At 60.6% G+C, this 23,655-nt stretch carries 24 protein-coding genes; 10 read left to right on the forward strand and 14 right to left on the reverse strand.

Going from position 1 to position 23,655, the window contains the following annotated elements; all coding sequences use genetic code 11:
- Window positions 1-206: 206 nt before the first annotated feature.
- On the reverse strand, window positions 207-1,409 hold the full coding sequence (locus ACR0J8_RS13670; RefSeq protein ID WP_480890700.1) for a Zn-dependent hydrolase: 1,203 nt from the start codon (window positions 1,407-1,409) through the stop codon (window positions 207-209).
- A 154-nt stretch (window positions 1,410-1,563) separates the two neighbouring features.
- Between ACR0J8_RS13670 and ACR0J8_RS13675 the strand changes: the two genes are divergently transcribed.
- From ACR0J8_RS13675 to ACR0J8_RS13690, 4 genes are read left to right on the forward strand one after another with little or no spacing between them, the layout of a single operon-like run.
- Complete coding sequence (locus ACR0J8_RS13675) at window positions 1,564-2,214, forward strand: histidine phosphatase family protein (RefSeq protein ID WP_480522918.1); 651 nt, start codon at window positions 1,564-1,566, stop codon at window positions 2,212-2,214.
- A 19-nt stretch (window positions 2,215-2,233) separates the two neighbouring features.
- Window positions 2,234-2,848, forward strand: coding sequence for a glutathione S-transferase family protein (locus ACR0J8_RS13680; RefSeq protein ID WP_480890702.1), 615 nt, complete (start codon window positions 2,234-2,236; stop codon window positions 2,846-2,848).
- Between the two features lie 14 nt (window positions 2,849-2,862).
- Window positions 2,863-3,918: a saccharopine dehydrogenase gene (locus ACR0J8_RS13685; protein ID WP_480522920.1), complete on the forward strand. Its 1,056-nt coding sequence runs from the start codon at window positions 2,863-2,865 to the stop codon at window positions 3,916-3,918.
- A 3-nt stretch (window positions 3,919-3,921) separates the two neighbouring features.
- Window positions 3,922-5,064, forward strand: coding sequence for a saccharopine dehydrogenase family protein (locus ACR0J8_RS13690; RefSeq protein ID WP_480522921.1), 1,143 nt, complete (start codon window positions 3,922-3,924; stop codon window positions 5,062-5,064).
- 68 nt (window positions 5,065-5,132) lie between these two features.
- On the opposite strand, the gene ACR0J8_RS13695 is transcribed toward ACR0J8_RS13690, so the two are convergent.
- From ACR0J8_RS13695 to ACR0J8_RS13710, 4 genes are all read right to left on the reverse strand, one after another.
- Window positions 5,133-5,333, reverse strand: a complete 201-nt coding sequence (locus ACR0J8_RS13695) for a DUF1127 domain-containing protein (RefSeq protein ID WP_170613123.1) — start codon at window positions 5,331-5,333, stop codon at window positions 5,133-5,135.
- 54 nt (window positions 5,334-5,387) lie between these two features.
- A complete protein-coding gene (locus ACR0J8_RS13700; RefSeq protein ID WP_170806978.1) occupies window positions 5,388-5,621 on the reverse strand; it encodes a YjiS-like domain-containing protein in 234 nt (77 codons plus the stop codon).
- 176 nt (window positions 5,622-5,797) lie between these two features.
- Window positions 5,798-6,115 (reverse strand): DUF3775 domain-containing protein, encoded by a 318-nt coding sequence (locus ACR0J8_RS13705; RefSeq protein ID WP_170613119.1) that lies wholly within the window; start codon window positions 6,113-6,115, stop codon window positions 5,798-5,800.
- Window positions 6,116-6,214: 99 nt separating this feature from the next.
- Window positions 6,215-6,985, reverse strand: a complete 771-nt coding sequence (locus ACR0J8_RS13710) for a DUF1365 domain-containing protein (RefSeq protein WP_480522922.1) — start codon at window positions 6,983-6,985, stop codon at window positions 6,215-6,217.
- A gap of 149 nt (window positions 6,986-7,134) precedes the next feature.
- Here ACR0J8_RS13710 and ACR0J8_RS13715 point away from each other — a divergent pair, with 149 nt between their 5' ends.
- Window positions 7,135-7,791 carry a sigma-70 family RNA polymerase sigma factor gene (locus tag ACR0J8_RS13715; protein WP_480523168.1) on the forward strand — a complete coding sequence of 219 codons (657 nt, stop codon included), beginning with the start codon at window positions 7,135-7,137 and terminating at the stop codon, window positions 7,789-7,791.
- A 7-nt stretch (window positions 7,792-7,798) separates the two neighbouring features.
- Complete coding sequence (locus tag ACR0J8_RS13720) at window positions 7,799-8,449, forward strand: ChrR family anti-sigma-E factor (RefSeq protein ID WP_480522923.1); 651 nt, start codon at window positions 7,799-7,801, stop codon at window positions 8,447-8,449.
- A 9-nt stretch (window positions 8,450-8,458) separates the two neighbouring features.
- Here ACR0J8_RS13720 and ACR0J8_RS13725 read toward each other — a convergent pair whose 3' ends face one another.
- From ACR0J8_RS13725 to ACR0J8_RS13750, 6 genes are all read right to left on the reverse strand, one after another.
- Window positions 8,459-9,688 (reverse strand): DNA recombination protein RmuC, encoded by a 1,230-nt coding sequence (locus tag ACR0J8_RS13725; RefSeq protein ID WP_170613113.1) that lies wholly within the window; start codon window positions 9,686-9,688, stop codon window positions 8,459-8,461.
- Window positions 9,689-9,740: 52 nt separating this feature from the next.
- Window positions 9,741-11,606, reverse strand: a complete 1,866-nt coding sequence (gene mutL, locus ACR0J8_RS13730; protein WP_480890707.1) for a DNA mismatch repair endonuclease MutL — start codon at window positions 11,604-11,606, stop codon at window positions 9,741-9,743.
- Window positions 11,607-11,886: 280 nt separating this feature from the next.
- The gene (locus ACR0J8_RS13735; protein WP_480522925.1) at window positions 11,887-12,816 is read right to left on the reverse strand and encodes a metal ABC transporter permease; all 930 of its coding nucleotides are present in this window, start codon (window positions 12,814-12,816) and stop codon (window positions 11,887-11,889) included.
- A complete protein-coding gene (locus ACR0J8_RS13740) occupies window positions 12,813-14,018 on the reverse strand; it encodes a metal ABC transporter permease (protein WP_480522926.1) in 1,206 nt (401 codons plus the stop codon). Before ACR0J8_RS13740 ends, ACR0J8_RS13735 begins: the two co-directional genes overlap by 4 nt.
- A 3-nt stretch (window positions 14,019-14,021) precedes the next feature.
- Complete coding sequence (locus tag ACR0J8_RS13745) at window positions 14,022-14,825, reverse strand: metal ABC transporter ATP-binding protein (protein WP_321249758.1); 804 nt, start codon at window positions 14,823-14,825, stop codon at window positions 14,022-14,024.
- Between the two features lie 4 nt (window positions 14,826-14,829).
- Window positions 14,830-15,783, reverse strand: a complete 954-nt coding sequence (locus ACR0J8_RS13750; protein WP_480522927.1) for a metal ABC transporter solute-binding protein, Zn/Mn family — start codon at window positions 15,781-15,783, stop codon at window positions 14,830-14,832.
- A 198-nt stretch (window positions 15,784-15,981) separates the two neighbouring features.
- On the opposite strand from ACR0J8_RS13750, the gene deoC reads away from it, so the two are divergent.
- The 4 genes from deoC to ACR0J8_RS13770 are packed head-to-tail and all read left to right on the forward strand — an operon-like array spanning window position 15,982 to window position 20,386.
- Window positions 15,982-16,980: a deoxyribose-phosphate aldolase gene (deoC, locus tag ACR0J8_RS13755; protein WP_480522928.1), complete on the forward strand. Its 999-nt coding sequence runs from the start codon at window positions 15,982-15,984 to the stop codon at window positions 16,978-16,980.
- A gap of 10 nt (window positions 16,981-16,990) precedes the next feature.
- Window positions 16,991-17,221, forward strand: coding sequence for a hypothetical protein (locus ACR0J8_RS13760; protein ID WP_480522929.1), 231 nt, complete (start codon window positions 16,991-16,993; stop codon window positions 17,219-17,221).
- Window positions 17,218-19,551, forward strand: coding sequence for an aldehyde dehydrogenase family protein (locus ACR0J8_RS13765; protein ID WP_480522930.1), 2,334 nt, complete (start codon window positions 17,218-17,220; stop codon window positions 19,549-19,551). The genes ACR0J8_RS13760 and ACR0J8_RS13765 overlap by 4 nt, the downstream gene beginning before the upstream one ends.
- Before the next feature lie 25 nt (window positions 19,552-19,576).
- A complete protein-coding gene (locus tag ACR0J8_RS13770) occupies window positions 19,577-20,386 on the forward strand; it encodes an SDR family oxidoreductase (protein ID WP_480522931.1) in 810 nt (269 codons plus the stop codon).
- A gap of 21 nt (window positions 20,387-20,407) precedes the next feature.
- On the opposite strand, the gene ACR0J8_RS13775 is transcribed toward ACR0J8_RS13770, so the two are convergent.
- The 3 genes from ACR0J8_RS13775 to ACR0J8_RS13785 form a co-directional block, all read right to left on the reverse strand.
- The gene (locus ACR0J8_RS13775; RefSeq protein WP_480522932.1) at window positions 20,408-21,718 is read right to left on the reverse strand and encodes a M16 family metallopeptidase; all 1,311 of its coding nucleotides are present in this window, start codon (window positions 21,716-21,718) and stop codon (window positions 20,408-20,410) included.
- The gene (locus ACR0J8_RS13780) at window positions 21,715-23,055 is read right to left on the reverse strand and encodes a M16 family metallopeptidase (RefSeq protein WP_480522933.1); all 1,341 of its coding nucleotides are present in this window, start codon (window positions 23,053-23,055) and stop codon (window positions 21,715-21,717) included. The genes ACR0J8_RS13775 and ACR0J8_RS13780 overlap by 4 nt, the downstream gene beginning before the upstream one ends.
- An 81-nt stretch (window positions 23,056-23,136) precedes the next feature.
- On the reverse strand, window positions 23,137-23,655 hold the full coding sequence (locus ACR0J8_RS13785) for a DUF3035 domain-containing protein (RefSeq protein ID WP_170613092.1): 519 nt from the start codon (window positions 23,653-23,655) through the stop codon (window positions 23,137-23,139).

The following is a 23,655-nucleotide window of genomic DNA, read 5'->3' on the forward strand; positions in this document are numbered from 1 at the left end:
CAACTTCTCCTTCAACTCGCAGCCACTCGTGCTCTTCAGAATAATACGTCGACATTCCTGTTCTCTCCTGACTTCAACGCTTGTAGTTTTGCAAAACAAACGGCAACGACACAATCTCAGATGGCTGAGGCGCAAACGTTGTTTTTGGCAGCAGTTGTATACCAGGATATACAACCGGCAATTCCCCTTTGGGAAACTTTTCTCCGTCAGGCAACGAATTTGCCCGAAGGCAGCGCGTTGACTGCATGTTCAAGTACATGCAGCCCCGCGATCAGATCATGTTCGGACGTATCTTCTGAGAAGTCATGACTAATCCCGTTGATCGACGGCACGAACAGCATAGCAACCGGCATCAGGCGGGACACATTGGTTGCATCATGCAACGCGCCAGACGGCATGGAACGCCAGCGGGATGGGGCAATTCTTTCCGCCCCCTGTTCCAGCGCCGCGCGGAGTTCCCGATCCATCGCCACGGGCTCCAGCCCCAGCAACGGCCCGAAGGTCAACGACATGTTCATCTGATCGGCGACCTCCTGCGCGGTCGCGCGGATGATCTGCTCCATCCGTTCCAGCCGGTCAGATGTACCGTCGCGCCATTGCATCGAGAAGCGAGCAAGCCCCGGCACGATGGACGACGCGTTGGGATGCATATCGACATGGCCAATGGTCCAGACCGTTTCGGGGGCAACCACATTCCGGAACCGGTCGTTGATCAGCGAATTGAACAGGGACACTGCCTGAAAGGCATCCCGACGCAGATGCATCGGTGTTGTGCCCGCATGATTCTGCTGTCCCTCAAAGGTGATTTTCATGTCGCGGATGCCAACGATGTCGGTCACGACACCGATCTGATCCCTGCTGGTGTCCAGCGCAGGCCCCTGTTCGATATGCATCTCGAGAAACCCGGTGAACCGACCGGGATCGACGAAGTTCTGAGCCAGACCACTCATCAAGGCGCGGGCCTCGGAAAATGCCGTGCCTTCATGATCGGTGAGAGCATCCGCTGCGGACAAAGGCAGCGTTCCCGACCACACGGCAGACCCGGTGGTCACGCCAAACCGCCCTTCTTCATCCTGAAAGCTGACGACCGAAATCGCGCGATCCGTTGCGCGCGCCACTTCAAGTGCCGCGATGACGCCCAGCGCACCATCCAGCCAACCACCTTCTGGCTGGCTGTCGGAATGCGACCCCATCAGCAGCGACGGACCGGCGGCCAACCCAAACAGGTTTCCGACCGGATCGAAATGCGGGCGCAGTCCGGCGTCTTCCATCCGACCGGCCAGCCAGCGGCGCGCCGCGATATCCGCGTCGGAATAGGCGGGCCTGACCACGCCCTTCCCAACACCCGCCGCCCCAAACGAGCGCAATTTGTGCAGATCGGCCAGAAACCGGTTTTCATCGACAGCCATGATTGCCCCCTTGTCACGATCAAACTTATGGGCCGCGCATTGACCTGCAAGTCTTCCGCTGCATCGGATCCGCGATTTTTCACTCCGGGCGGGTGCAACACCTCTGGCCCCGGCAATGAACCTGTCTTAAGACATGACGCCAAGAGGAACCACCATGTCACATATCACACTGGTTCGTCACGGACAGGCCAACACCTCTGCGCGTGATGAAAAAGACTATGACAAGCTCAGCGAGCTGGGCCATCAGCAGGCGCGGTGGCTTGGGGGGTACCTCAAGGAAACGCATACGCATCACACGCGGGCGTACTGTGGCACCCTGACCCGGCATGTGGAGACCGCTTCCAGCATGGAACTGCTCAACCCGGTGCGCGACGCGCGGCTGAACGAGATTGAATATTTCACAATCGCAAAGCTGTTCGAGGAACAGCATGGCGTGGCCGTTCCGACGGACCGGGAGGGTTTTGTCGAACACCTGCCCCGAACCTTTGCGGCCTGGGCAAGCGGCGATATCCGCAACACACCAGAGACCTTCGCTGAATTCGAAGCCCGGGTTTCGGCGGCATTGCGGGATATCGGAACCGAGGGTGGCCCGGCCATCGTTGTCACCTCGGGGGGACTGATTTCCATGGTCGTGCGGCAGGCGATGGGGCTGGACATACCTTCCATGGCTCGCGTGGCACTTGCCATAATGAACACGTCCATGCATCGTCTGCATCCGATCGGCCCGCAGCTCAGTACGGTTCTGTTCAATGCCGTGCCACATCTGGAAGCGCCCGACCGGCAGTTTGCCCAGACCCATCTGTAAGGAAACCGGAGGCCATCTGATGCAACTCTACTACGCGCCCCGCACGATTTCAGTCGCCGTCGCCATCGCGCTGGAGGAAGCGGGTTTGGAATACGAGGCCATACGTCTGGATTTTGCAGAAGCCGAGCAGACCAAACCGGCCTACAAGCAGATCAACCCCAAAGGACGCGTGCCGGCATTGGCCGTTGACGGCGGTATTCTGACCGAAACAGGCGCGCTGCTGGACTACATCGCGGTCAAAGCGCCCGAAGCCGGGCTGGTGCCTGACGACCCGGTCATGGCGGCCCGTATGCGCGAGGTGATGTACTATCTGGCCTCAACCATGCATGTGAACCACGCGCACAAGCTGCGCGGGCCGCGTTGGGCAGACAAGAAAACCAGCTGGAAGGATATGAAAGACAAGGTACCGCAGACGATGACCGCGTCCTGCGACTATATCTCGTCGAACGGTCTGCGCGGACCGTTTGTACTGGGCGAGGCGTTCTCGCTGGCTGATGCATATCTTTTTGTCGTCTGCAGCTGGCTTGAGGGCGACGGCGTGGACGTCTCGGCCTTTCCCAAGATTGTCGCCTTCCGCGAGGCGATGGAAGCACGCGCATCGGTTCAGGCGGTGCGCGCCGCCGGAATGCTCTGACAAAAGGACAACGAATGACACATCTCTGGGTCCGGGCAGAACAGCGCCCGAACGAAGAACGGGTCGGCCTGACCCCCGAAGGCGCCGCCGCGCTGCTTGCCGCAGGCATCCGCGTGACGGTCGAGGAAAGCCATGTCCGTGCGATCACGATCGACGGCTACAAGGACGCCGGGTGTGAGATCGCGGCCGAGAATTCATGGCCCGACGCCCCGCGGGACGCAATCATCTTCGGCCTCAAGGAACTGCCCGAGGATGGCACGCCCCTGCCGCATCGACACATCATGTTCGGCCACGCCTTTAAGGGCCAGCATTCTGGCCGCGCGCTGCTGGAGCGGTTCAAGACCGGTGGCGGCACGCTTTATGACCTGGAATATCTGGTCGACGAAAACGACCGCCGGGTTGCGGCTTTCGGGTACTGGGCCGGGTACGCAGGCGCGGCGGTGACGCTGAAGACGTGGGCCGCACAGCAGCGCGATGAGGTATGTCCGCCCGTGGGTGTCTATCCCAGCAAAGATGCGCTGAACGCGGAGCTTCTGGCCGAACTGGACGCGACCGGCACCGACCGCCCCCGCGCCATTGTCATCGGTGCCTTGGGGCGTGTCGGAACGGGCGCGGCTGATCTGTGCGAAGCCATGGGCGTTACAGTCACCAAATGGGACATGGCCGAAACCGCCAGCGGCGGACCCTTTCAGGAAATTCTCGACCATGACCTGTTCCTGAACTGCATCTTCGCCCGCCCCGGTACGCCCGTCTTCGTCCCGCGTGAGGCATTGACCGCAACTCGCAAGCTGACCGCCATCGGTGACGTGGCCTGCGACCCGGACAGCGACTACAACCCGGTTCCGGTATATGACCGGGCCACCACCTGGGACGCCCCCGCCCTGCGCGTGGCAAGTGATCCGGTGATGGATGTGATGGCGATCGACAACCTGCCGTCGATGCTGCCGGTTGAAAGTTCCGAAGACTACGCGGCGCAACTGCTGCCCTCTCTGCTGACCCTGACCAATCTGGAAAGTGGCGTCTGGGGCCGGGCGGAAGCAACCTACAAAACACATATCGAAGGGATCTGAGCGATGACGATTCACTGGTGTGGCACCGGCCTCTCGGCCATTCCCGGCCTGCGCCGCCTGTTCGAGGGCGGGCACAAGATCACTGTCTGGAACCGGACCATCGAAAAAGCCAAAGCCGAGGTCGGAGACCTGACGGATGACATCCGCGCTTTCGACATCGACGCACTTGGTGCGGTACTGGAAAAGGGCGACGTGATCGTGTCCATGCTGCCGGGCGACTGGCATGTGCCGCTGGCGGAGCTGGCGATTTCGAAAGGGGCGAATTTCGTCTCGTCGTCTTATATCGCGCCCGAAATGCGCGCGCTGGACGACAAGGCGCGCGAGGCCGGCGTGGCGCTGGTCAACGAGGTTGGTCTGGACCCGGGTATCGACCACCTGATGGCACATGCACTGGTCGATGAGTACCGCGCCTCGGATGCGTTCGATCCGCAGAACCACCTGAGCTTCATCTCGTATTGCGGCGGTATCCCGAAGAACCCCAACCCATTCCGTTACAAGTTCAGCTGGTCGCCGTTGGGTGTGCTCAAGGCGCTGCGCTCGCCCTCGAAATCGATCCGCGATTACGCCCCGCTGGATGTCACACGCCCATGGGATGCGATCAGCAGCTATATCGCGCCGCTTCCAGCGCCGGAAAGCTTTGAGGTTTACCCAAACCGCGACTCGATCCCTTTCATGGCGCAGTATCACTTCGAGGATCACTGGCCGGTCAAGGAATTCGTCCGCGGTACTCTGCGTCTGAACGGCTGGGCGGACGCGTGGTCGGACGTGTTCCGCGAAATCGAAACCCTGACCGGACCGGACGGCGATGCGCGGCTGAAAGAGATGTCCGATCAGTTCTGGGAAGAAAACGCCTATGACGACGGCGAACCCGACCGCGTGGTTCTGTGCGTCGGCCTGAAGGCCGAAAAAGACGGGGCCGAGGTCTGGCACAAAACCTACGTCATGGACGCCTGGGGCGATGAACGCGGCACTGCCATGGCCCGTCTGGTATCGATCCCGGTCTCACTGGCCGTCGAAGCCGTCCTGAACCGCGCCATTCCCGCTGGCGTTCATGCGGCGCCCAGCGATCCCAAACTGGTGGCGGCGTGGATGGGCGAAATCGACACGCTGGCGCAGCATTTGCAGATTGTGGATCACACAAGCTGAGCTTTTTCTCAGCGCGCAAGAAAACAGCCGCATCGGCGTGGCGATGCGGCTGTTCCGACATCCCGCTTTCAGATGTAAAGCTGGATCGTTTCATCAAGGTCAGACCGATTGATTCCAAGCTCGGACAGCTGGTTATCGGACAGACGGTTCAGTTCCTGAGCGGCCCGCACAATATCAGACCGAACAGCACGGATTTGCATGGCCCGGTCAAAAAGCAGCAATGCGCTGGCAATGGGGCGCTCCTGGTGTACTCCAATAGTATCTAACATCGTTTTGTTCCTTGAATTGCAGACAAAGATCGGTCCGTGTCGGGACGAACCAGCCTAGCGACGCAGTTCCACTGGGGACTGACCATAGACGCTTTGATAGGCGGATCGTGCGATCCGATGGCGCGGAATGCCGATGTCGTCCAATTGTCGGTCAGTCATTTTTTCCAGCGTTTGCATCGACTCAGCGACCTGCCGGCGACGCGCAAACTCATCTCTGAGCGCGCGATAATCTGAACTCAGACCGGCAAAGAAGCTGCGCTGCGGTCTGGCTGTGTGTACATGTGCCATCGCCTTCTCCTTCTCATCCGAACAACGTTTCTGGTCACAGTTCTGATAAAGGAGCGGAGTGTTAACGATGCCAAAACACCGGATTAATCCGAATTAATGTTCTGCTTGCGGGTCTTCGAAATCCAAAGCAGGATCAGACGACTCTGGCCCTGTTCGATGGTTCAGGCATATGGAGCCTACATCAGGTCATTCTCGACATCCTCGGCCGAAATCCCCAGCGCATCCAGCCCGTTTTCCAAATGATCAGACAGGTGCGGTGTGCCGATCAGGTAGTCGGCACAGGGGGTCGAGGCCTCGGATTTTGCGGTTGCGATGGCTTCGGCCAGATCTTCGGCAAAAAAGCTCTCGCGGCCGATCCACATGATCGCCACCAGCTCGGCCTGCTCGTCTTCGCTCATGCGGTCGACGAAAGCGCGCAGCTCTGCTTCGGCACGCCCCAGCTCGCGCCCCATCATTGCCACCTGGGCTACCTTTCTGGCCGAAATTTCCAGCATGTCCCATCTCCTTATGTTCGCGGGTTTCAGGCTATCACAATCACGACGCAACGGCCGCGTCTTTGATCTTACGCAAACGTCGCCTGCTCTGAGGGAATCTTACATGCGGGGGCGCGACACCGGCTGCTCTGGCACCGGTGCGGTTCGAAAGGGTCGGAACGTGGCCTTCTTGATCCACAGCTTCAAAGCCTGCCATAGGATCAGGGCAAATCCCCGGCGCGCCCCAAAGGGGCGACGGACAAGCGCCGTCAGGATTGAGCGGTTGGTTAACGGTGCCCGCAACCCGGTCAGGGTTGCCACCAATCCGCCATCCTTCCGGGAGTAGTCGATCATGACGCCAACTCGGTCCGGTCGGAAGTCAAACCGGAAGCTGTACGTCCCTTCGATCTTCTGAAACGGAGAAACATGCATCTTCTTGTCCGCCACTATTCGATCTTCGGGCCGGATCGGCGACAGGTCGGGCTTATGACAAAGATAGCTGTGCCGCGTGCCATAGGTATTCGTCACTTCGGCGATCACTGCGAAAAGTTGCGCGTCCGGGTCAAGGCAAAGCCAGAAGCTGACCGGGTTGAACACGTGCCCCAGTACGCGCGGTTGCGTCAGCAGCAAGATTCGAGACGGCGAGGGCAAGCCCATCTCCTCAAGCCTGCTGCGCAGCCAGTTCACTCCCTGCCCTTCACCTGGGCTGCCACCATGATCGCGGTCGCGCCAGTTCATCACGTTGGCACGCCGAAAGGAGAACAGAGATGGTGTTTCCGGCAGGTTTTCGGGGTCGAACAGAATGAAATCGACCGAATACCGAAACGCGTTCTCAATCTCACCTTTCCGGCTGTGATAGATGTGCCCCGCGATATGGTCGATTTTGTTCATGCGGCTACGGGTTCCTGTCAGACTACCAATAATGCAGTTTCTGCAAACTTAATGCGCTGATTTCAGTTTTGTTACGGCCAGATGGGCAAATCGGATCAAAAAATGCAGGGCTAAATGATCCGGCTTTGGCGCTGCCACGTAATGTGGTTATGTTTACCGAGATCGACACCGCGACGCTCGACGATCCTGCGCCCCCAAGTGGCGCGGGCCAGCCTTGGGTCGCAAAGAAACGCATCAAGGGTAAACAATTGAACGGAAAGCAAAAGAAGTGCGGTGTCAGGTCCGAATGGGTTGATCACGTCAAGCGCATACGTGACACGCAGGATCAGGCGGCTTTTGCCGAGCTGTTCCGGCATTTTGCACCACGTATCAAGGCGTTCCTGATCAAGTCCGGTGCCGATGGCACCACTGCTGAAGAATGCGCGCAGGAGGTGATGGCAACTTTGTGGCACAAGGCGCATCTTTTCGATCCGACCCGCGCCACTGTGGCAACCTGGGTGTTCACGATTGCAAGGAACAAGCGGATCGACATCCTGCGCAAACAACGCCGCCCCGAACCCGAGGATCTGGGCTGGGGACCCGAAGCCGAACCGGATCAAACCGAGGTTGTTGCCCTGCAACAGGAAACCGACCAATTGCGGGTTGCTATGAAGGCTCTGCCCGAAGCGCAGCGCCAACTGATCGAAAAAGCATATTTCGGCGATCTGAGTCACCGCGAAATCGCGTCGGAAACCGGATTGCCGCTGGGAACAATCAAATCACGAATTAGACTGGCGCTGGATCGCCTGCGCCATGCGATGAACTGAGAAAACGATGACAGAAGCCATTAAACATCACCTGACCGACGACCTGCTGATGGCCTATGCAGCAGGAACGCTGCCCGAGGCATTCGATCTGATGGTCGCAACGCATTTGTCACTGTGCGACCGCTGCCGGGCCGTGGCTGAAAGCTACAACATCATTGGTGGCGAGGTTTTGGAGGATCAGGTCGAGATGCCCGCAATGGGCGAGGATTCTTTGGCGGCGACCATGGCCTTGATTTCCCAGGGCGCGCCGACGCCCAAGCCGGCACAGCCAGCCTGCTCCGTTCTGCCCGCGCCCTTGCAGGATTACGTCGGTGGCGATGTGAACGCGATCCGCTGGAGGCCGATTGGCATGGGCGTCAAGCAAGCGATTCTGCCGACGACACGCGAGTCAACGGCCCGGTTGCTGTTTATCCCTGCAGGGTCTGCCGTACCGGATCACAGCCACCATGGAACAGAACTGACCATGGTGTTGCAGGGCGCGTTTTCGGATGAGGTCGACCACTTTGCGCGTGGTGATGTCGAAATCGCCGATCAGGACCTGCATCACATGCCGGTGGCCGACATCTCGGCCGACTGCATCTGTCTGGCGGTGACGGACGCGCCCCTGAAATTCACCAAACTGATGCCGCGCCTGTTCCAGCCATTCCTGCGGATCTGACCCGCGCGATCAGGCCTCGGTCTTGCCCAAGGGCACAACGTTGGCGTGATCGTCCGGGGACAGTTCCTCAAAATCGAAATTGTCCAGACGTTGTGCCCGGCGTCCCGCCTTTTCAGCGCTGATCTTGATGTCCGAGATGTCTTTGGCGGCCTGCCCGAAATGCCGGTCCAGATTGGCCACGCGATCGCCCAGCCTTTCGACATCCTTGTGCAGCATGCCCAACTCCCGGCGGATCGCGCCAGCCTGTTCGCGCATCCGGGCGTCCTTGAGGATCGCGCGCATCGTGTTCAGCGTTGCCATGCAGGTCGTGGGTGAAACGATCCAGACACGTGCCGCGAACCCTTCGCGGACCACTTCGGGCAGGCGCGCGTGCAATTCGGCATAGATGGCTTCGGACGGAACAAACATAAGCGCACCGTCGGCTGTTTCACCGTCCAGAATGTACTTCTCGGAAATAGTCCTGATGTGCACCTTCACCGCCGCACCAAAGGCCTTCAGGCATCTGTCCACTTCGGCCCGAGTCTGGGCAGCGGCCAGCGCTTCGAAATCTTCCAGCGGAAACTTTGCGTCAATTACGATGGGGCCGGGCGGGTTGGGCAGGTGGATCAGGCAATCCGCCCGTTTGCCGTTCGAAAGGGTGGCCTGCAACGAATAGCTGTCGGTCGGCAGCGCCTTGGACACGATGTCGTTCAGTTGGATTTCCCCGAACATCCCGCGCCGCTGTTTGTTGGAAAGAATATCCTGCAAGGACAGCACATCCCCTGACAATTTGGTGATGTTGTCCTGCGCCTTGTCGATGGCGGCCAGCCTTTCCTGCAATTGGGTCAGCGAGGTCGCGGTCTGTTTCGACGACCCGTGCAGCGATTCCTTCATCCGTTCCTGCATCTCGGCCAGGGCGCGGGCCGATTTCATCGCGTTGTCCGCCAGCCGGTCGTTCATCTGCTGCTGGACCGAAGACAGGCGCGCCTCGACCGTCTGGATCACCTGAACCTGCGCATTGGCCTGCGTGTCCGACACGTGCTGCAGCCCGCCACGCAGCTGCTCCTGCCCTTGCCCCAACTGCTGCACATGCTGGCCCAGATGCGCCATCTGCCGCGCCAGCGGTTCCGCCATCCGGGCTGAGCGGTTGGCCGCACGAAGCGACAGGAACAACAGCAGCAAGATCAGCGCAACCACTCCACCCACGATCAGAATCAATGGGTCGTTCAACGCGTATTGGGTACCTGCAATCTCGATCATGCTGCCTCGGATGTTCTTGTTTTATTCCCCTTAGCCTGTCTTGGGCGCAGGATCAACTGCGCCCGAACAGGCGTTCGATATCGCTCAGCTTCAATTCGACATAGGTGGGTCGACCGTGGTTGCACTGGCCGGAATGTGGAGTGGCCTCCATCTCGCGCAGCAGAGCATTCATTTCTTCGGCCCGCATCCGGCGGCCTGACCGGACGGAACCATGGCAGGCCACCCGGCTGAGGATCGCCTCGATCCGCGCCTGTACCTTCTGGCTTTCGCCCTGATCGGTCAGCTCATCCAGGATATCCAGGATCATCGCCCTGGCATCGACCTCACCCAGAATGGCCGGGGTTTCGCGAACGGCGATTGCGCCGCCTCCAAAGGGTTCGATCGTCAGGCCGAAGCGGGACAGATCTTCGGCCACCGCCATCAGACGCGAACAATCCCCTTCGGACATTTCAACGATTTCGGGGATCAGTAAGGCCTGCGCGGCAACGCCATTTGCGGCCGTCTGGTTTTTCAGCTTTTCATAGACCAGCCGTTCATGCGCTGCGTGCTGATCAACGATCACCATGCCATCGGCGGTCTGGGCAATGATGTAATTCTCATGCACCTGCCCGCGCGCCGCACCCAGCGGCAGGTCCTGTGCAGGCGGTTCTTCCACCGTCGCAATCGCGGACGCCAAAGGCGCCGCGTCAACAATGCTTCCGCTGTAGTCGTTTGCCAGTTCGGCAAAGCCCGGGGCCTGCGCCCGGTAGGCCGCCTGATGTGCGGCTGGTGAAGGGCGGTCCATCTGGTAGACCCGCGCCGGCGCCGGATGCGCCGGTTCCGGCCGCATCGCACCCAAAGTGGCATTGGCCACGGTCGAGGACGCACGGTGTCCGGCATCGGCCAGCGCATGACGCAGGGCGGACACGATCAACCCGCGTGCAAGACCCGGGTCGCGGAACCGCACTTCGGATTTGGCGGGATGGACGTTCACATCCACCAGCGTCGGATCACAATCGATGAACAGTGCTGCTGCCGGGTGGCGGTCTCGGCTGAGGAAATCGAAATAGGCTGCCCGCAACGCGCCGGTCAGCATCTTGTCGCGAACGGGTCGCCCATTCACGAACAGGTACTGCGCCACCGCTGCCCCCCGGGAATAGGTCGGCAACGCGGCGTAACCGTAAAGCCGGATGCCCTCGCGCGTGGCATCGATCTGCAACGCGTTCTCGGCAAACTCGCGCCCGATCACGCGGGACAGACGGGCGTGCAGGGCGTCAAACAGATCGCCGTTCTCGCGGTCGGCGCGGAAGGTTACGCGCCCCTCTCCCCCGCCCGAGACGTCGCGCAGGGTGAAAGTGACCGAGGGCTCGGCCATGGCCAAACGTTTGACCATATCGGTGATCGCCTGTGCCTCGGCCCGGTCGGTGCGCATGAACTTCAGGCGCGCAGGTGTCGCAAAGAACAAGTCGCGCAACTCGACAACAGTGCCCGCACGCAGGGCCGCCGGTTTAACCGGCTCTATCTTCCCGCCCGACACATGGACCTGTGCCGCATCCGCCCCCGGCACGCGGCTTGTGATGGTCAGGCGGCCAACGGCACCCAAAGACGGCAGTGCCTCACCCCGAAAGCCGAAGGTGTGGATGTTCAGCAGATCCGTCCCATCTATCTTTGACGTCGCATGGCGGGACAAGGCCAGCGGCAGATCCTCGGTCGCGATGCCGCAGCCATCGTCTGTGACTCGAATCAGCGTCTTGCCGCCATCAGCGATATCTATGGCGATCCGCGTCGCCCCCGCGTCAATGGCGTTTTCGACCAGTTCCTTAACCGCCGAGGCAGGTCGCTCCACCACTTCACCCGCGGCGATACGATTTATCGCCGCGTCGTCAAGTTGACGGATTTTGGGGCGATTTTCGCCGATATTGCGGTATGCCTGCGCCATACCACCAGACCTAGCACAATCACGAGCGATTCTGCCACCGATTTGAAACCTGTATTTCGGGAAACGAGGGGGCGTTCGGACAATTGTATCGCGCCGGTCTGATAGCGGCGTCATGATCACAATTGCCCGAACGTTCTTTGGTGAGTGGTGGTCGTTCGAAGTTCAATTGACCCGTCCCTAGCACGGGACCTGATGAATTTCGCGTTAACTCTGAATGCGCATTCACTTGGGCAGGTTTTGGCCGAGACGTCACGTCAACGGTTGGCGGGAAAGCGCCGCTTCAGGCAGCCGCAGGTGCCCCGGCACGGGTCCGGCACGGGCCGAATACGGCGGCCAACGCCAGTATCAGACCTGACATGGTCGCAATCATCCCTGCCGCGCTGACCGCATCCGCACCGCCCAGCCACAGTGGCCCGTACCCGGCCAGTATGTAGCCGGAAACGGCGGACAGTACGGCGAACAGAACACTCCATGCGATCTGGGTTTCCAGCCGGTTTGTCATCATCCGCGCCGCGGCAGGCGGGCAGATGAACATCGCGATCACGATGATTGACCCTACCGCGTCAAACGCCGCAACCGCTGCGACCGCCGCCACGATCACAAGCGCCATACCCAAGGCACCCGTTCTTATGCCCATCGTGCGCGCGAACCCTTCGTCGAAGGTCGAGATCTTGAGCGGTCGCCAGAACAGCCAGGTGAACAGAACCACACCGGCCAGCGTCAGGGCGATGCGCGGCAGTTCCGGCGGCAGGCCTGCCAGCGCCGTAGCGTCCAGCAGCGAGGCCCAGCCCGTGGCGTCCAGCCAGATCAGGCTTTCCAGGTTGCCGTAAAGCGCATGCTCTACGTCCAGATGCACGGTCGAGGTGTCCGTCTGTTCCAGCAACAGCACACCTGCGGCGAACATGGTGGTGAAGACCACGCCCATCGCTGCGCCGGGTTCAATCTGACCAAGACGCCGTATTGCCTCGATCATCACCACGGCGACAACCGCAGCACCCGCTGCGCCCAGCATCATCGGCCAGGTCGAAATCGCTCCGGTCAGCAGAAAGGCCACAACGATACCGGGCAGCACCACATGGCTGATGGCATCCCCGATCAGCGCCTGCTTGCGCAGCACAAGAAAGTTGCCGGGCAGGGCGCATGCAATCGCCGCAAACGTTCCGATCAGCAATGGCGTCAGGGATAAGGGAACGAATTCTTCACCGCTCATGGCATGACCTCCTGCGGGCCACCGATGCGGCGGTCGATTTCAGTGATCTGATCGCGGGTCAGAACAGATTCGATGTCGCGCAACCCGTCATAAAGTGCCGCCGTTGCCTCATGCGCCTGATCGGCGCGCACGATCTCCCACCGTTTTTCATCGCGCAGGGCTTTGGCGGCGCGCGCCTTGCCCGCCTCAGTCGCCACGCCATCGGCCCGCACAAGGCCGGCCCGGCGCAGCAACCGCAAGGTCAACGGCTCGTATATCTTCTGCCCCTGCGCCATTGCCAGCAAACCCTGACGGATATGAACGCGACGCTGGAACCTCAGGTGGCGCAAAATCGCGGCCAGAACGCCGCGAACCGGCGCAAAAAGCAGCGACAGGGCAAAAAAGCCAAAGCTGACCAGCACGATGATTGGCCCCGTCGGCAGATTGGGGGCCGAGGCTGAAATCCCAGCACCCAGATACCCAGCCATCCCACCGGTCAACCCGGCCAGCAGGACGACCCGGTCCGACCGGTCGGACCAGAACCGCGCAGTCACGGGCGGGATGATCAGCAGGGCGACGATCAGGATCAGCCCAACGATTTTCAGGCCCACAACCGTGACGGCCATGACCAGCCCCATCATGGCCAGATCGACCCGGTGCACCGGTACGCCTCGGGCGGCCGCGTATTCCGGATCAAAGGCCACCATCATCATGGGGCGGCGTATGATCATCACCAGCAGCAGCGTAACCGCCCCGCCCATGGCGATGATCAGTGCGTCAGCCCAAAGCATCCCTGCGGTCGAGCCCAGCAGGAACCCCTCCAACCCGGCCTGACGGCCTACACCCATGGTCTGGATCACGGTCAGCAGCACGATCCCCATCCCGAAGAACACGGACAGGACGGCGCCAATGGCGGCATCCTCGGCCAGACGGGTGTGCCGGGTCAGCCAGTTCATGCACAGCAGACCCACCCAGGCAGACACAGCGGAGCCCGCCAGCAGGCCAATCAGGTTGCGCCCGTCGCCGCCCAGCGCAACCAGCGCCATGAAGGCCAGGCACACGCCCGGAAGGGTCGCATGGCTGATCGCATCGCTTACCAACGCGCGTTTGCGCAGAAACAAGAAGGTTCCAGCCACACCAGCGGACACGCCCAGCAAGCTGGCACCGATGGCGACCAGCGTGGCGTTATAGCCAAGCTGCAGGGTCAGGGCGTCCCAAAACATGATTTACCCCAGCGCGCGGGAAATCTGGTCGATCTGGGCGGTTGCCAGACGACCTCCATAGGCGGATTGCAGGGTTTCGGCCGTAAAGGCCTGCGCCACGGGGCCTTCAGCAACCTTACGGGTGTTGATCAGGAAGACATGGTCGAAATAGTCGGTCACGGTGGCCAGATCATGATGCACGACCACGACAGTCTTGCCGGCTTCTTTCAGTGATTTCAGAACCGCGATGATAGCTTTTTCGGTAGCTGCGTCGACACCGGCAAAGGGTTCGTCCAGAAGATACAGATCGGCATCCTGCGCCAGCGCGCGGGCCAGAAACACACGTTGCTGCTGCCCGCCGGACAACTGGCCGATTTGACGATCGGCGAAATCGCGCATACCGACGCGGTGCAGGCAGTCCATCGCCCGCGACATATGCCGCGCACGTACGCGGCCCAGCAGCCCAAGTTCGCGCGACAGCCCCATCAGCACCACATCAATCACGCGGGTCGGAAAATCCCAATCCACGCTGGCGCGCTGCGGCACATAGGCAATACGAGCGCGCTGTTTCTCAAGCGGCTGACCATAGACCGTGACTTGCCCCGACAAAGGCGACACGATCCCCAGAGCTGCCTTGAGAAGGGTCGACTTACCAGCGCCGTTCGGCCCGATAATCGCCGTCATCGCCCCCGGCTGGACTGTCATGTCCACCGAAAACACCGCCGGTTTCTGACCATAAGAAACGGTCAGTCCGCGAATGGCCAGCGGGCTGTCTCCGGCGCTTTGGTCGGTCACTGAAACACCCTGATTTGCGGCCAGTTCAAGCATTGCCTCAGAACCCCGCCGACAATTTGCCGTTCATGCCGCGCGCAGGCACATCGGCCCCAAGCGCCCCGGCAATAACCGTAATGTTGTGATCCAGCATGCCGATATAGGTACCCTCATACGTGCCCGGTTCGCCCATGGCATCCGAATACAGCTCGCCACCTACGCCCACTTCGTGGCCCTTGGAAGCGGCGCCTTCGATCAATGCACGCATCGAGCGGTCGGAGACCGAGCTTTCCACGAAAACTGCGGTCAATTGCTTCTCGACCAGCGCATCCACCAGCTCTCCGATCCGGTTCAGACCGGCCTCGGACTGGGTCGAAATGCCTTGTATACCCATCACTTCATAGCCGTACTCGGCCCCGAAATAGCCAAAGGCATCATGCGCGGTGACAAGTACACGGTTGTTTTCCGGGACAGACGCCAGGGCCTGACCGGCATAGGCTTCGAGCTGTTCGAGTTCGGCCAGATGCGCCTGTGCGTTGGCGGCAAAGATGCCCGCTGCTTCGGGGCGCGCCTCGGTCAGCGCTTTCTGCACTTCGATCACAACATCACGCCACAGGGCCGGGCTCATCCACACATGCGGGTCGTATTTGTCGGCATAATCGTCATGCGCACGCAACTTGGCTTTGTCGACTCCTTCGGCAACGGCAACGACGGTACGCTTGCGGCCAAGGTCATGAAAGAAATCTTCCATCTGCGCTTCAAGGTACAGACCGTGCCATAGAATAAGGTCGGCGCGGGTCATCGCAACGATGTCGCTGCGAGTCTGGCGATATGCATGCGGGTCGACGCCGGGGCCCATGAGGCCCTTAACTTCGACCTGATCACCCCCGACCTGACGGGCGGCATCGGCAATCATGCCGGTAGTGGCGACCACCTTCAGCGGCGCTTCGGCCAAGGCGGACAAAGGCAGAATGGCGACCACGGCCAGTACTGCAAGAAAGCTGCGACGAATCATATTCAGCCCCAAAATGGCATCCTCTTGAGAATGAATATGCGAACCATTCGCAACTAAGTCAATGCTATTGCGAATTACTCGCAAGAAAACGCCTTTTTTGTCCAAATGGTCAAAAAATTTGAGCTGAGAGCAGCCGAACACCTTCCCTTTCACCGCGTCCCGTGCGATTTTGGCGCAAACCTCCCAAAGGACGTGATGATGGATACGCAGAGCTCAGAAAGCCCCGTGCGCACCGCGCATCTGCCGCAAGTGACAGAACCCAGAAACCCCGGCATGGAACTGGACATGGACTGGGTTCGTGCCGTTCAGGCCAACACCTCGGCGATTGAGCGCCGCGCGGCGACGCTGCCCGGCCGCCGTTCAGTCAAAAAGGAATATCAAGCGGCCTGGCTGCTCAAGGCGATTACCATGATCGACCTGACGACCCTGTCCGGCGACGACACCGTTGGCCGCGTGCGTCGCCTGTGCGCCAAGGCCCGGCAGCCTGTGGCACCTTCAGTTCTGCAAGCGCTGGATATGCCGCCGATCACCACAGGGGCGGTTTGTGTCTATCACGACATGATCGAAACTGCCGTGGACGCACTTGAAGGCACCGGTATCCCGGTCGCTGCTGTATCCACTGGCTTCCCCGCCGGTTTGTCACCCTTCCACCTGCGCGTGGCCGAGATTGAAGAAAGCGTGAAGGCTGGTGCCGAAGAAATCGACATCGTGATCTCGCGCCGTCACGTGCTGTCGGGCGACTGGCAGGCGCTGTACGAGGAAATGAAGGCCTTCCGCGTGGCTTGTGGCGATGCACATGTCAAAGCCATCCTTGCAACCGGAGAACTGGGCAGCCTGCGCAATGTCGCGCGCGCCTCGCTGGTCTGCATGATGGCCGGGGCGGACTTCATCAAGACCTCGACCGGGAAAGAAAGCGTCAACGCCACTTTACCCGTGTCGCTGGTGATGATCCGCGCGATCCGTGACTACTATGACCGCACAGGCTATCGGGTTGGCTACAAGCCTGCGGGCGGAATTTCGAAGGCCAAAGATGCGCTGGTGTACCTGGCGTTGATCAAGGATGAACTGGGCGACCGCTGGCTGCAGCCCGATCTGTTCCGCTTTGGCGCGTCATCGTTGCTGGGCGATATCGAACGGCAGTTGGAGCACTATGTCACCGGGGCGTACTCGGCTGGCTACCGTCACTCCATGGGCTGAGGACAAGAACATGGCAACTAAAGCAGACCTGCAAACCTGGATACTAGAAGCATTGTCACATTTGAAGGGCGAGGGCAGCGTATCCCAGATTGCAAAAGCTATCTGGGACCAACATGAACGCGAGCTTAGGGCATCTGGCGACTTGTTCTATACGTGGCAATACGACATGCGCTGGGCCGGCCAGCGACTACAAAAAGCTGGAAAGCTAGAAAAGCTCTCAAGAAGTTGGGTCTTGAAATGACAGTCAAAGAGATTTTCGAAACCATGGATTACGGCCCTGCCCCAGAAAGCGCAGCCGAGGCGCTGGCCTGGCTGGTCGATCAGGGCGACAAGTTCGGTCACTATATCGATGGCGCCTTCACCAAGCCCGGCAAGGGCTTTGACAGCCGCAATCCAGCCACCGGAGAGGTGCTGGCCAGGCTGACGCAGGCCAAACAGGCAGACGTGGACGCCGCTGTTGCTGCCGCACGCGCGGCGCAGCCGAAATGGGAGAAACTGGGTGGCGCTGGACGTGCGCGGTATCTCTATGCCATTGCACGGCTTTTGCAGAAACATTCGCGCCTGTTTGCGGTTCTGGAGAGCCTGGACAACGGAAAGCCGGTCCGCGAGTCGCGCGATATCGATATCCCTCTGGCGCAGCGGCATTTCTATTACCACGCGGGCATGGCGCAGCTGATGGAGAGCGAATTGCCCGGTGCCGAGGCGTTGGGGGTTTGCGGCCAGATCATTCCGTGGAACTTTCCCCTGCTGATGCTGGCGTGGAAAATCGCTCCGGCGCTGGCCATGGGCAACACGGTGGTTTTGAAACCGGCCGAATACACCTCGCTGACTGCGCTGCTGTTTGCCGATATCTGTTCGCAGGCGGGTCTGCCGAAAGGCGTGGTCAACATCGTCACCGGTGATGGTGCAGTGGGCGAGATGATCGTGGCGTCGGACGTTGACAAGATCGCATTTACCGGCTCGACCGTCGTTGGCCGCCGGATCCGGGAAGCGACAGCTGGATCGGGCAAGAAACTGACGTTGGAACTGGGCGGAAAGTCCGCCTACATCGTGTTTGACGACGCCGATATCGACAGCGCCATCGAAGGTCTGGTTGACGCGATCTGGTTCAATCAGGGTCAGGTGTGTTGTGCAGGCTCGCGCCTGTTGGTGCAGGAAGGCATTGCCGACCGTTTCCACGACAAGCTGCGCGCGCGCATGGACGGCTTGCGCATTGGCAACCCGCTGGACAAATGCATCGACGTGGGTGCCGTTGTGGACCCGGTTCAGTTGCAGACCATCAAGGGCATGGTCGAAAGCAACACGGCTGGTCAAGTGCATCAGGCCGCTTGCGAGATGCCCGCGATCGGCTGCTTCTATCCTCCGACGCTGATCTCGGGGCTGGAGACATCCGATCCGCTGATGCAGGAAGAGATCTTTGGACCGGTGCTGGTGTCCTCGACCTTCCGCACGCCGGAAGAGGCGGTCGAGCTGGCCAACAACACCCGCTACGGGCTGGCCGCGACGGTTTGGACCGAAAATGTGAACCTCGCACTGGACATCGCGCCCAAGCTGGTTGCGGGTGTGGTCTGGGTGAATGCCACCAACCTGTTCGACGCCGCCGCAGGCTTTGGCGGCGTACGCGAAAGCGGCTTTGGCCGTGAAGGCGGTTGGGAAGGTCTTGCGGCCTACACCAGGCCCAAGGGCAAGACCAAGCCGCTGGCGAAGGTTGAAGCTGCGATGGGCGAAGGTGCTCCGGTCGATCCGATTGACCGCACCGCCAAGATGTATGTGGGCGGCAAGCAGGCGCGCCCCGATGGGGGTTATTCGAAACCCGTCTGGGGCAAGTCCGGACTGCTGGGTCATGTCGGCCTTGCAAACCGCAAAGACGTTCGCAACGCCGTTGAAGCTGCAGCGGGGGCCAAAGGCTGGTCCAAGACCACCGGCCATCTGCGCGCACAGATCCTTTATTATATTGGCGAGAACCTCTCGGCCCGTACTGATGAGTTCGCCGCTCGTATCGACGCCATGACCGGCAAGAAGGACGGCGCCAAAGAGGTAGACGCCTCGATCCAGCGCCTGTTCACTGCCGCTGCCTGGGCCGACAAGTATGACGGTCAGGTGCACGGCGTTCCGATCCGCGGCGTGGCGATTGCCATGAAAGAGTCCGTGGGTGTCATCGGCGCGCTGTGCGCGGACGAAGCACCTTTGCTGGGTTTGGTTTCAGTGATGGCCCCGGCCATTGCGATGGGCAACCGGACAGTTCTGGTAGCATCGGAGCCTTATCCTTTGGCGGCGACGGACTTTTACCAGATCCTCGAAACCTCGGACGTGCCCGCTGGTGTGGTCAACATCCTGACCGGCAGCCACGCGGAACTGGCGAAACCGCTGGCCTCGCATCTGAACGTCGATGCGGTCTGGTCGTTCTCTTCCACCGACCTGTCGAAAGAGATCGAGGTGGTCTCGGCCGGGAACCTGAAACGGACCTGGGTCAATAACGCGACGGCATTTGACTGGAGCATGGACCATTCCCGCCGCTTCCTGCAGGCTGCCACGGAAGTGAAGAACATCTGGGTGCCTTACGGCGAGTAGGGCTCCCGCATCTCGGGAGGCCTACATGGACTTTTCAGGAAAGACCGTCATCGTAATCGGCGGAACCAGCGGTATCAACCGGGGCATTGCCGAGGCCTTTGCGGCCTCGGGTGCCAAACTGGCCGTTGCCAGCCGTTCACAGGAGAAGGTCGATGATACGGTTGCCGCACTGAAAGCTGCGGGCGCACAGGATGCCGTCGGTGCGGCGTTTGACGTGCGTGACCCTGAGGCTGTGGCTGAGGGCCTCAAGCAATTCCACGAGGCATTTGGAGATTTCGACGTTCTGGTGTCGGGCGCGGCGGGCAATTTTCCCGCCTTGGCGGCCGAGATGTCGGTCAATGCGTTCAAGACCGTGATCGATATTGATCTGATGGGCACGATCCACGTGATGAAGGGGGCCTATCCTTACCTCAAGCGCCCCGGGGCCAGCATCATCAACATCTCGGCCCCGCAATCCTATCTGCCTTACGAAGGTCAGGCGCATGTCTGCGCCGCCAAGGCGGGGGTGGATCAGATCACCCGCACATTGTCGATGGAATGGGGTGTCGAGGGCATCCGCGTGAACTCGGTCGTGCCCGGATTCATCGAAGGCACCGAAGGGGCCAAACGACTGGCCCCCACCAAAAACGCCCACGAAGAGCTTCGCAAGGACGTGCCCTTGGGCCGCTGGGGACAGCCGAAGGATGTGGCCAATGCCTGTCTGTTCCTCAGCTCTGATCTGGCCAGCTATATCAGCGGCACGGTTCTGGCCGTTGACGGAGCGCTGTACCAGCGTGGGTCGGGTAAGTTCGGACAGATGATGGGTGAGATGTTGCGGAATATGAAAAAGGGCTGAGCTTTGCTCAGCCCCTGATCATCAGTTTGTCGTTTCCAGACCGACCGGCTTGCCCACTACGGTAAAGTGCAGGCCTTCGGGGTCCAGCAGTTCGGATGCCACACGGTTCACATCCTCAAGCGTCACGGCATTCACCTTATCGTTGCGGGTGGCGATATAGTCGATGGGCAGGCCTTCCATCTGCATCCCGACCATGATCCCGGCAATCTGGCCGTTGCCATCAAAGCGCAGCGGATAGGCACCGGTCAGGTAGGTCTTGGCATCATCCAGTTCCTTCTGAGTCACGCCTTCGGACGCGGCGCGCGCCCATTCATCGCGGATCACCTCGACCGCTTCTGCGATCCTGTCATTGGCCGATGACACCGACCCCAGATAGACCGAGGCCAGATCTTTGGGCACCAGATAGGTTCCGACGCCATAGGTCAGGCCCCGTTTTTCGCGAACCTCCTGCATCAGGCGGCTTTCGAACCCGCCGCCACCCAGAATGTGGTTCAGAATAAAGGCGGGAAAGAAATCCGGATCGTCACGGTCGATCCCCTTCTGCGCAAACAGGGCGACCGATTGCGGGGTGTCGAAATCCACGACGCTGATGCCGCCCGTGATTGAAACCTGCGCCTTGTCCGGGATCGGTTTGCCGGTTTCGGGCAGATCGGCCAGCAGCCTGTCCAGCAGTGCACCCAGGTCTTCTGCCGAAATGTCGCCGACGGCCCCGACATACAGCCGGTCCCGGGCAAAGACGTTGTCGTAGGCCGCAACGATGTCGTCGCGCGTCAGGGCGGAAACGCTTTCGATCGTTCCTTTGCCCTCGGACCCATAGGGATGGTCCCCATAGGCCATACGGGCAAAGCTGCGGCCAGCTATGTCGTTAGGATCGGTCTCGTCCGACCGCAAACCGGACAGTACCTGAGCGCGAACCCGGTCAATCGCGTCCTGATCGAAGCGGGGCTCATGAATCGTGGTGCGCAGCAGATCGATCACTTCATCCCGGTTTTCGGTCAGAAACCGCGCCGAGATCGAAACCGTGTCGTCGCTGGCGTTGTAGGTGAACGAGGCCGCAAGCGATTCCAGTTCTCGCGCGTAGGACCGCGCGTCCATGTCGCCCGCGCCTTCCTCGATCAGGCCACTCATCAGATAGACCGCGCCACGCTTGTCCTGGTCATCCAGCGAGGTGCCGCCGCGAAACCGCAACTCCAGCGCGGTGAAAGGGATCGAAGGGTCCTCGACCAGCCAGGCCTTGATGCCGCCGGGCGAGGTGACTTCCTGAATCTCGATCTCGGCCCATGCGGGCATCGCAATGACCAAGGCGATCAGGGTTGCGAATATCCGTTTCATTGCGTCACCTCATCGTCACGCGTCAGCCATCCGGTGACAGACGCTTCGGGCTGCAGCACCTCGCGGGCGGCCGCGATGATCTCTTCCCCGGTCACGGCCTGTAGAATGTCGGGCCAGGCCTGCACATCCTCGACCGTCAGGCCGGTGGTCAGCGCGCGGCCATAGCGGTTGCCGATCCCGTCGACATTGTCGCGCGCATAGGTTTGGGCGGCACGCAGCTGCATCTTGATCCGGTCCAGATCCTCTGCGTTCACACCTTCGGCAATGAAGTCCGCAACCGCCTGATCCATCGCATCCTCAGCCTCTTGCAGCGAGACGCCCTCGGCCGGGACGACCACCATATCGAAAGTCGTGTCATCCAGCGATACGCCCCGATAGAACGCGCCTGCATAGACGGCCATCTGCTTCTCGAACTGCAGTTTTTCATTGAGGTACGAAGTGGTGCCGCCACCCAGCAATTCGGCCAGCAAATACAGCGCTGCGGCCTTTTCCTGAGCACCTGCGTCACGTTCCGGCGCCAGATAACTGCGCTGCAGGTAGGGCTGCGCCACACGCGGATCCTTGAAGGTCAGGCGTCGTTCGGCGGTTTGCGGCGGCTCCTGTGAGCGGACCCGTTCAGGCAGGTCCGGGTTGGCGGGGATCACGCCATAGTATTTTTCGGCCAGAACGCGGACCTCCTCCGGGTCGACGTCACCCGTGACCACCAAAATCGCGTTGTTGGGCGAATAGTGTATCCGATAGAAGGAAAGCGCATCGTCCAGATCCAACTCCTCCATCTCGTGCTTCCAGCCGATGATCGGCACACCATACCGGTGGTTGAGATACTGCGCCGCGCTCATCTGCTCGCCGAAGAGGGCACGAGGGTTGTTTTCCGTGCGCTGGTTGCGTTCCTCCAGGATCACATCGCGTTCGGTTTCGATATCGGCTTCGGTCAGGCGGATGTTGCGCATCCGGTCCGATTCCATCTGCATCATCAGTTCCAGCCGGTCAGCGGCGACGCGCTGGAAATAGGCGGTGTAATCATAGGACGTGAACGCGTTGTCATTGCCGCCATTGGCCGCCACGGTGGCCGAGAACTCTCCGGCCTCAAGCGTGTCGGTGGCCTTGAACAGAAGGTGTTCCAGGAAATGCGCCACGCCGGACGCGCCGATGGGCTCGTCCGCCGAACCGGCCCGATACCAGACCATATGCTGTACGACCGGGGCGCGATGATCCTCGACCACCACGACATCCATGCCGTTATCCAGTGTAAAAGTCGTGACTGCCTCCTGCCCGTCTTCGGCCAGAAGCGGGGTCGCGGTCATCAGGGCGGCAAACAACGCCAGTGCCCGAACCATGCGGCATCCTCCGTTTGGTTTATGCGTTTCAAACTACGGTGGCGCCGCGCGGGTTCAAGGGCGATGACGGAAAGTTAAGAATTATTCATCGGCAGGCGGGGCCGAGGGAGTCTCAATCCCTGCCGCGCGGGCTGCTTCGTTTTGCGCATTCGCGTTGATCGCCTGCCGCTCGTAAACCTGCTCATAGCGGTCAACCGGGAACAGTTTCAGACCTGTCCAGCGGCCACGGCGCTTGCGGAAATCCGCATCTTCCTGCGCGACGACCTGCCGCGTATTGGCCGGAACGCCATAACGGCTGGAGGCGGTGACCAGTGCCGCATCTGAAGACGGAATGCTGGTATTCGAGTTCAGTGCCGCCGCACTGCCCCCCAGCGCCACCACGGCATCCGCCTTGGGTGTCGGATCAACCAGATTGCCGCCACCCGGTGTGGGGGCCGGCAGGAAGCTGTAATCCTTGGGTGCTGTCAGCGGCTTGACCGGCAGCACCGAAAATTCGTCCGGACCCGGTCCGGGTGGCTGAAGATCGCGCAGACCACGTTTGGAACAGCCCGCCACGGCAACGGCAAGTGTCAGTGCAAGTATGGCAAGCGGCATCCGCAT

The organism is Ruegeria sp. N11 (assembly GCF_056531525.1).

Coding starts and splice junctions, on each gene's coding strand:
- ACR0J8_RS13670 (WP_480890700.1), bottom strand. CDS start 1,409: ATGGCTGTCGATGAAAACCGGTTTCTGGCCGATCTGCACAAATTGCGC.
- ACR0J8_RS13675 (WP_480522918.1), top strand. CDS start 1,564: ATGTCACATATCACACTGGTTCGTCACGGACAGGCCAACACCTCTGCG.
- ACR0J8_RS13680 (WP_480890702.1), top strand. CDS start 2,234: ATGCAACTCTACTACGCGCCCCGCACGATTTCAGTCGCCGTCGCCATC.
- ACR0J8_RS13685 (WP_480522920.1), top strand. CDS start 2,863: ATGACACATCTCTGGGTCCGGGCAGAACAGCGCCCGAACGAAGAACGG.
- ACR0J8_RS13690 (WP_480522921.1), top strand. CDS start 3,922: ATGACGATTCACTGGTGTGGCACCGGCCTCTCGGCCATTCCCGGCCTG.
- ACR0J8_RS13695 (WP_170613123.1), bottom strand. CDS start 5,333: ATGTTAGATACTATTGGAGTACACCAGGAGCGCCCCATTGCCAGCGCA.
- ACR0J8_RS13700 (WP_170806978.1), bottom strand. CDS start 5,621: ATGGCACATGTACACACAGCCAGACCGCAGCGCAGCTTCTTTGCCGGT.
- ACR0J8_RS13705 (WP_170613119.1), bottom strand. CDS start 6,115: ATGCTGGAAATTTCGGCCAGAAAGGTAGCCCAGGTGGCAATGATGGGG.
- ACR0J8_RS13710 (WP_480522922.1), bottom strand. CDS start 6,985: ATGAACAAAATCGACCATATCGCGGGGCACATCTATCACAGCCGGAAA.
- ACR0J8_RS13715 (WP_480523168.1), top strand. CDS start 7,135: ATGTTTACCGAGATCGACACCGCGACGCTCGACGATCCTGCGCCCCCA.
- ACR0J8_RS13720 (WP_480522923.1), top strand. CDS start 7,799: ATGACAGAAGCCATTAAACATCACCTGACCGACGACCTGCTGATGGCC.
- ACR0J8_RS13725 (WP_170613113.1), bottom strand. CDS start 9,688: ATGATCGAGATTGCAGGTACCCAATACGCGTTGAACGACCCATTGATT.
- mutL (WP_480890707.1), bottom strand. CDS start 11,606: ATGGCGCAGGCATACCGCAATATCGGCGAAAATCGCCCCAAAATCCGT.
- ACR0J8_RS13735 (WP_480522925.1), bottom strand. CDS start 12,816: ATGAGCGGTGAAGAATTCGTTCCCTTATCCCTGACGCCATTGCTGATC.
- ACR0J8_RS13740 (WP_480522926.1), bottom strand. CDS start 14,018: ATGTTTTGGGACGCCCTGACCCTGCAGCTTGGCTATAACGCCACGCTG.
- ACR0J8_RS13745 (WP_321249758.1), bottom strand. CDS start 14,825: ATGCTTGAACTGGCCGCAAATCAGGGTGTTTCAGTGACCGACCAAAGC.
- ACR0J8_RS13750 (WP_480522927.1), bottom strand. CDS start 15,783: ATGATTCGTCGCAGCTTTCTTGCAGTACTGGCCGTGGTCGCCATTCTG.
- deoC (WP_480522928.1), top strand. CDS start 15,982: ATGGATACGCAGAGCTCAGAAAGCCCCGTGCGCACCGCGCATCTGCCG.
- ACR0J8_RS13760 (WP_480522929.1), top strand. CDS start 16,991: ATGGCAACTAAAGCAGACCTGCAAACCTGGATACTAGAAGCATTGTCA.
- ACR0J8_RS13765 (WP_480522930.1), top strand. CDS start 17,218: ATGACAGTCAAAGAGATTTTCGAAACCATGGATTACGGCCCTGCCCCA.
- ACR0J8_RS13770 (WP_480522931.1), top strand. CDS start 19,577: ATGGACTTTTCAGGAAAGACCGTCATCGTAATCGGCGGAACCAGCGGT.
- ACR0J8_RS13775 (WP_480522932.1), bottom strand. CDS start 21,718: ATGAAACGGATATTCGCAACCCTGATCGCCTTGGTCATTGCGATGCCC.
- ACR0J8_RS13780 (WP_480522933.1), bottom strand. CDS start 23,055: ATGGTTCGGGCACTGGCGTTGTTTGCCGCCCTGATGACCGCGACCCCG.
- ACR0J8_RS13785 (WP_170613092.1), bottom strand. CDS start 23,655: ATGCGGATGCCGCTTGCCATACTTGCACTGACACTTGCCGTTGCCGTG.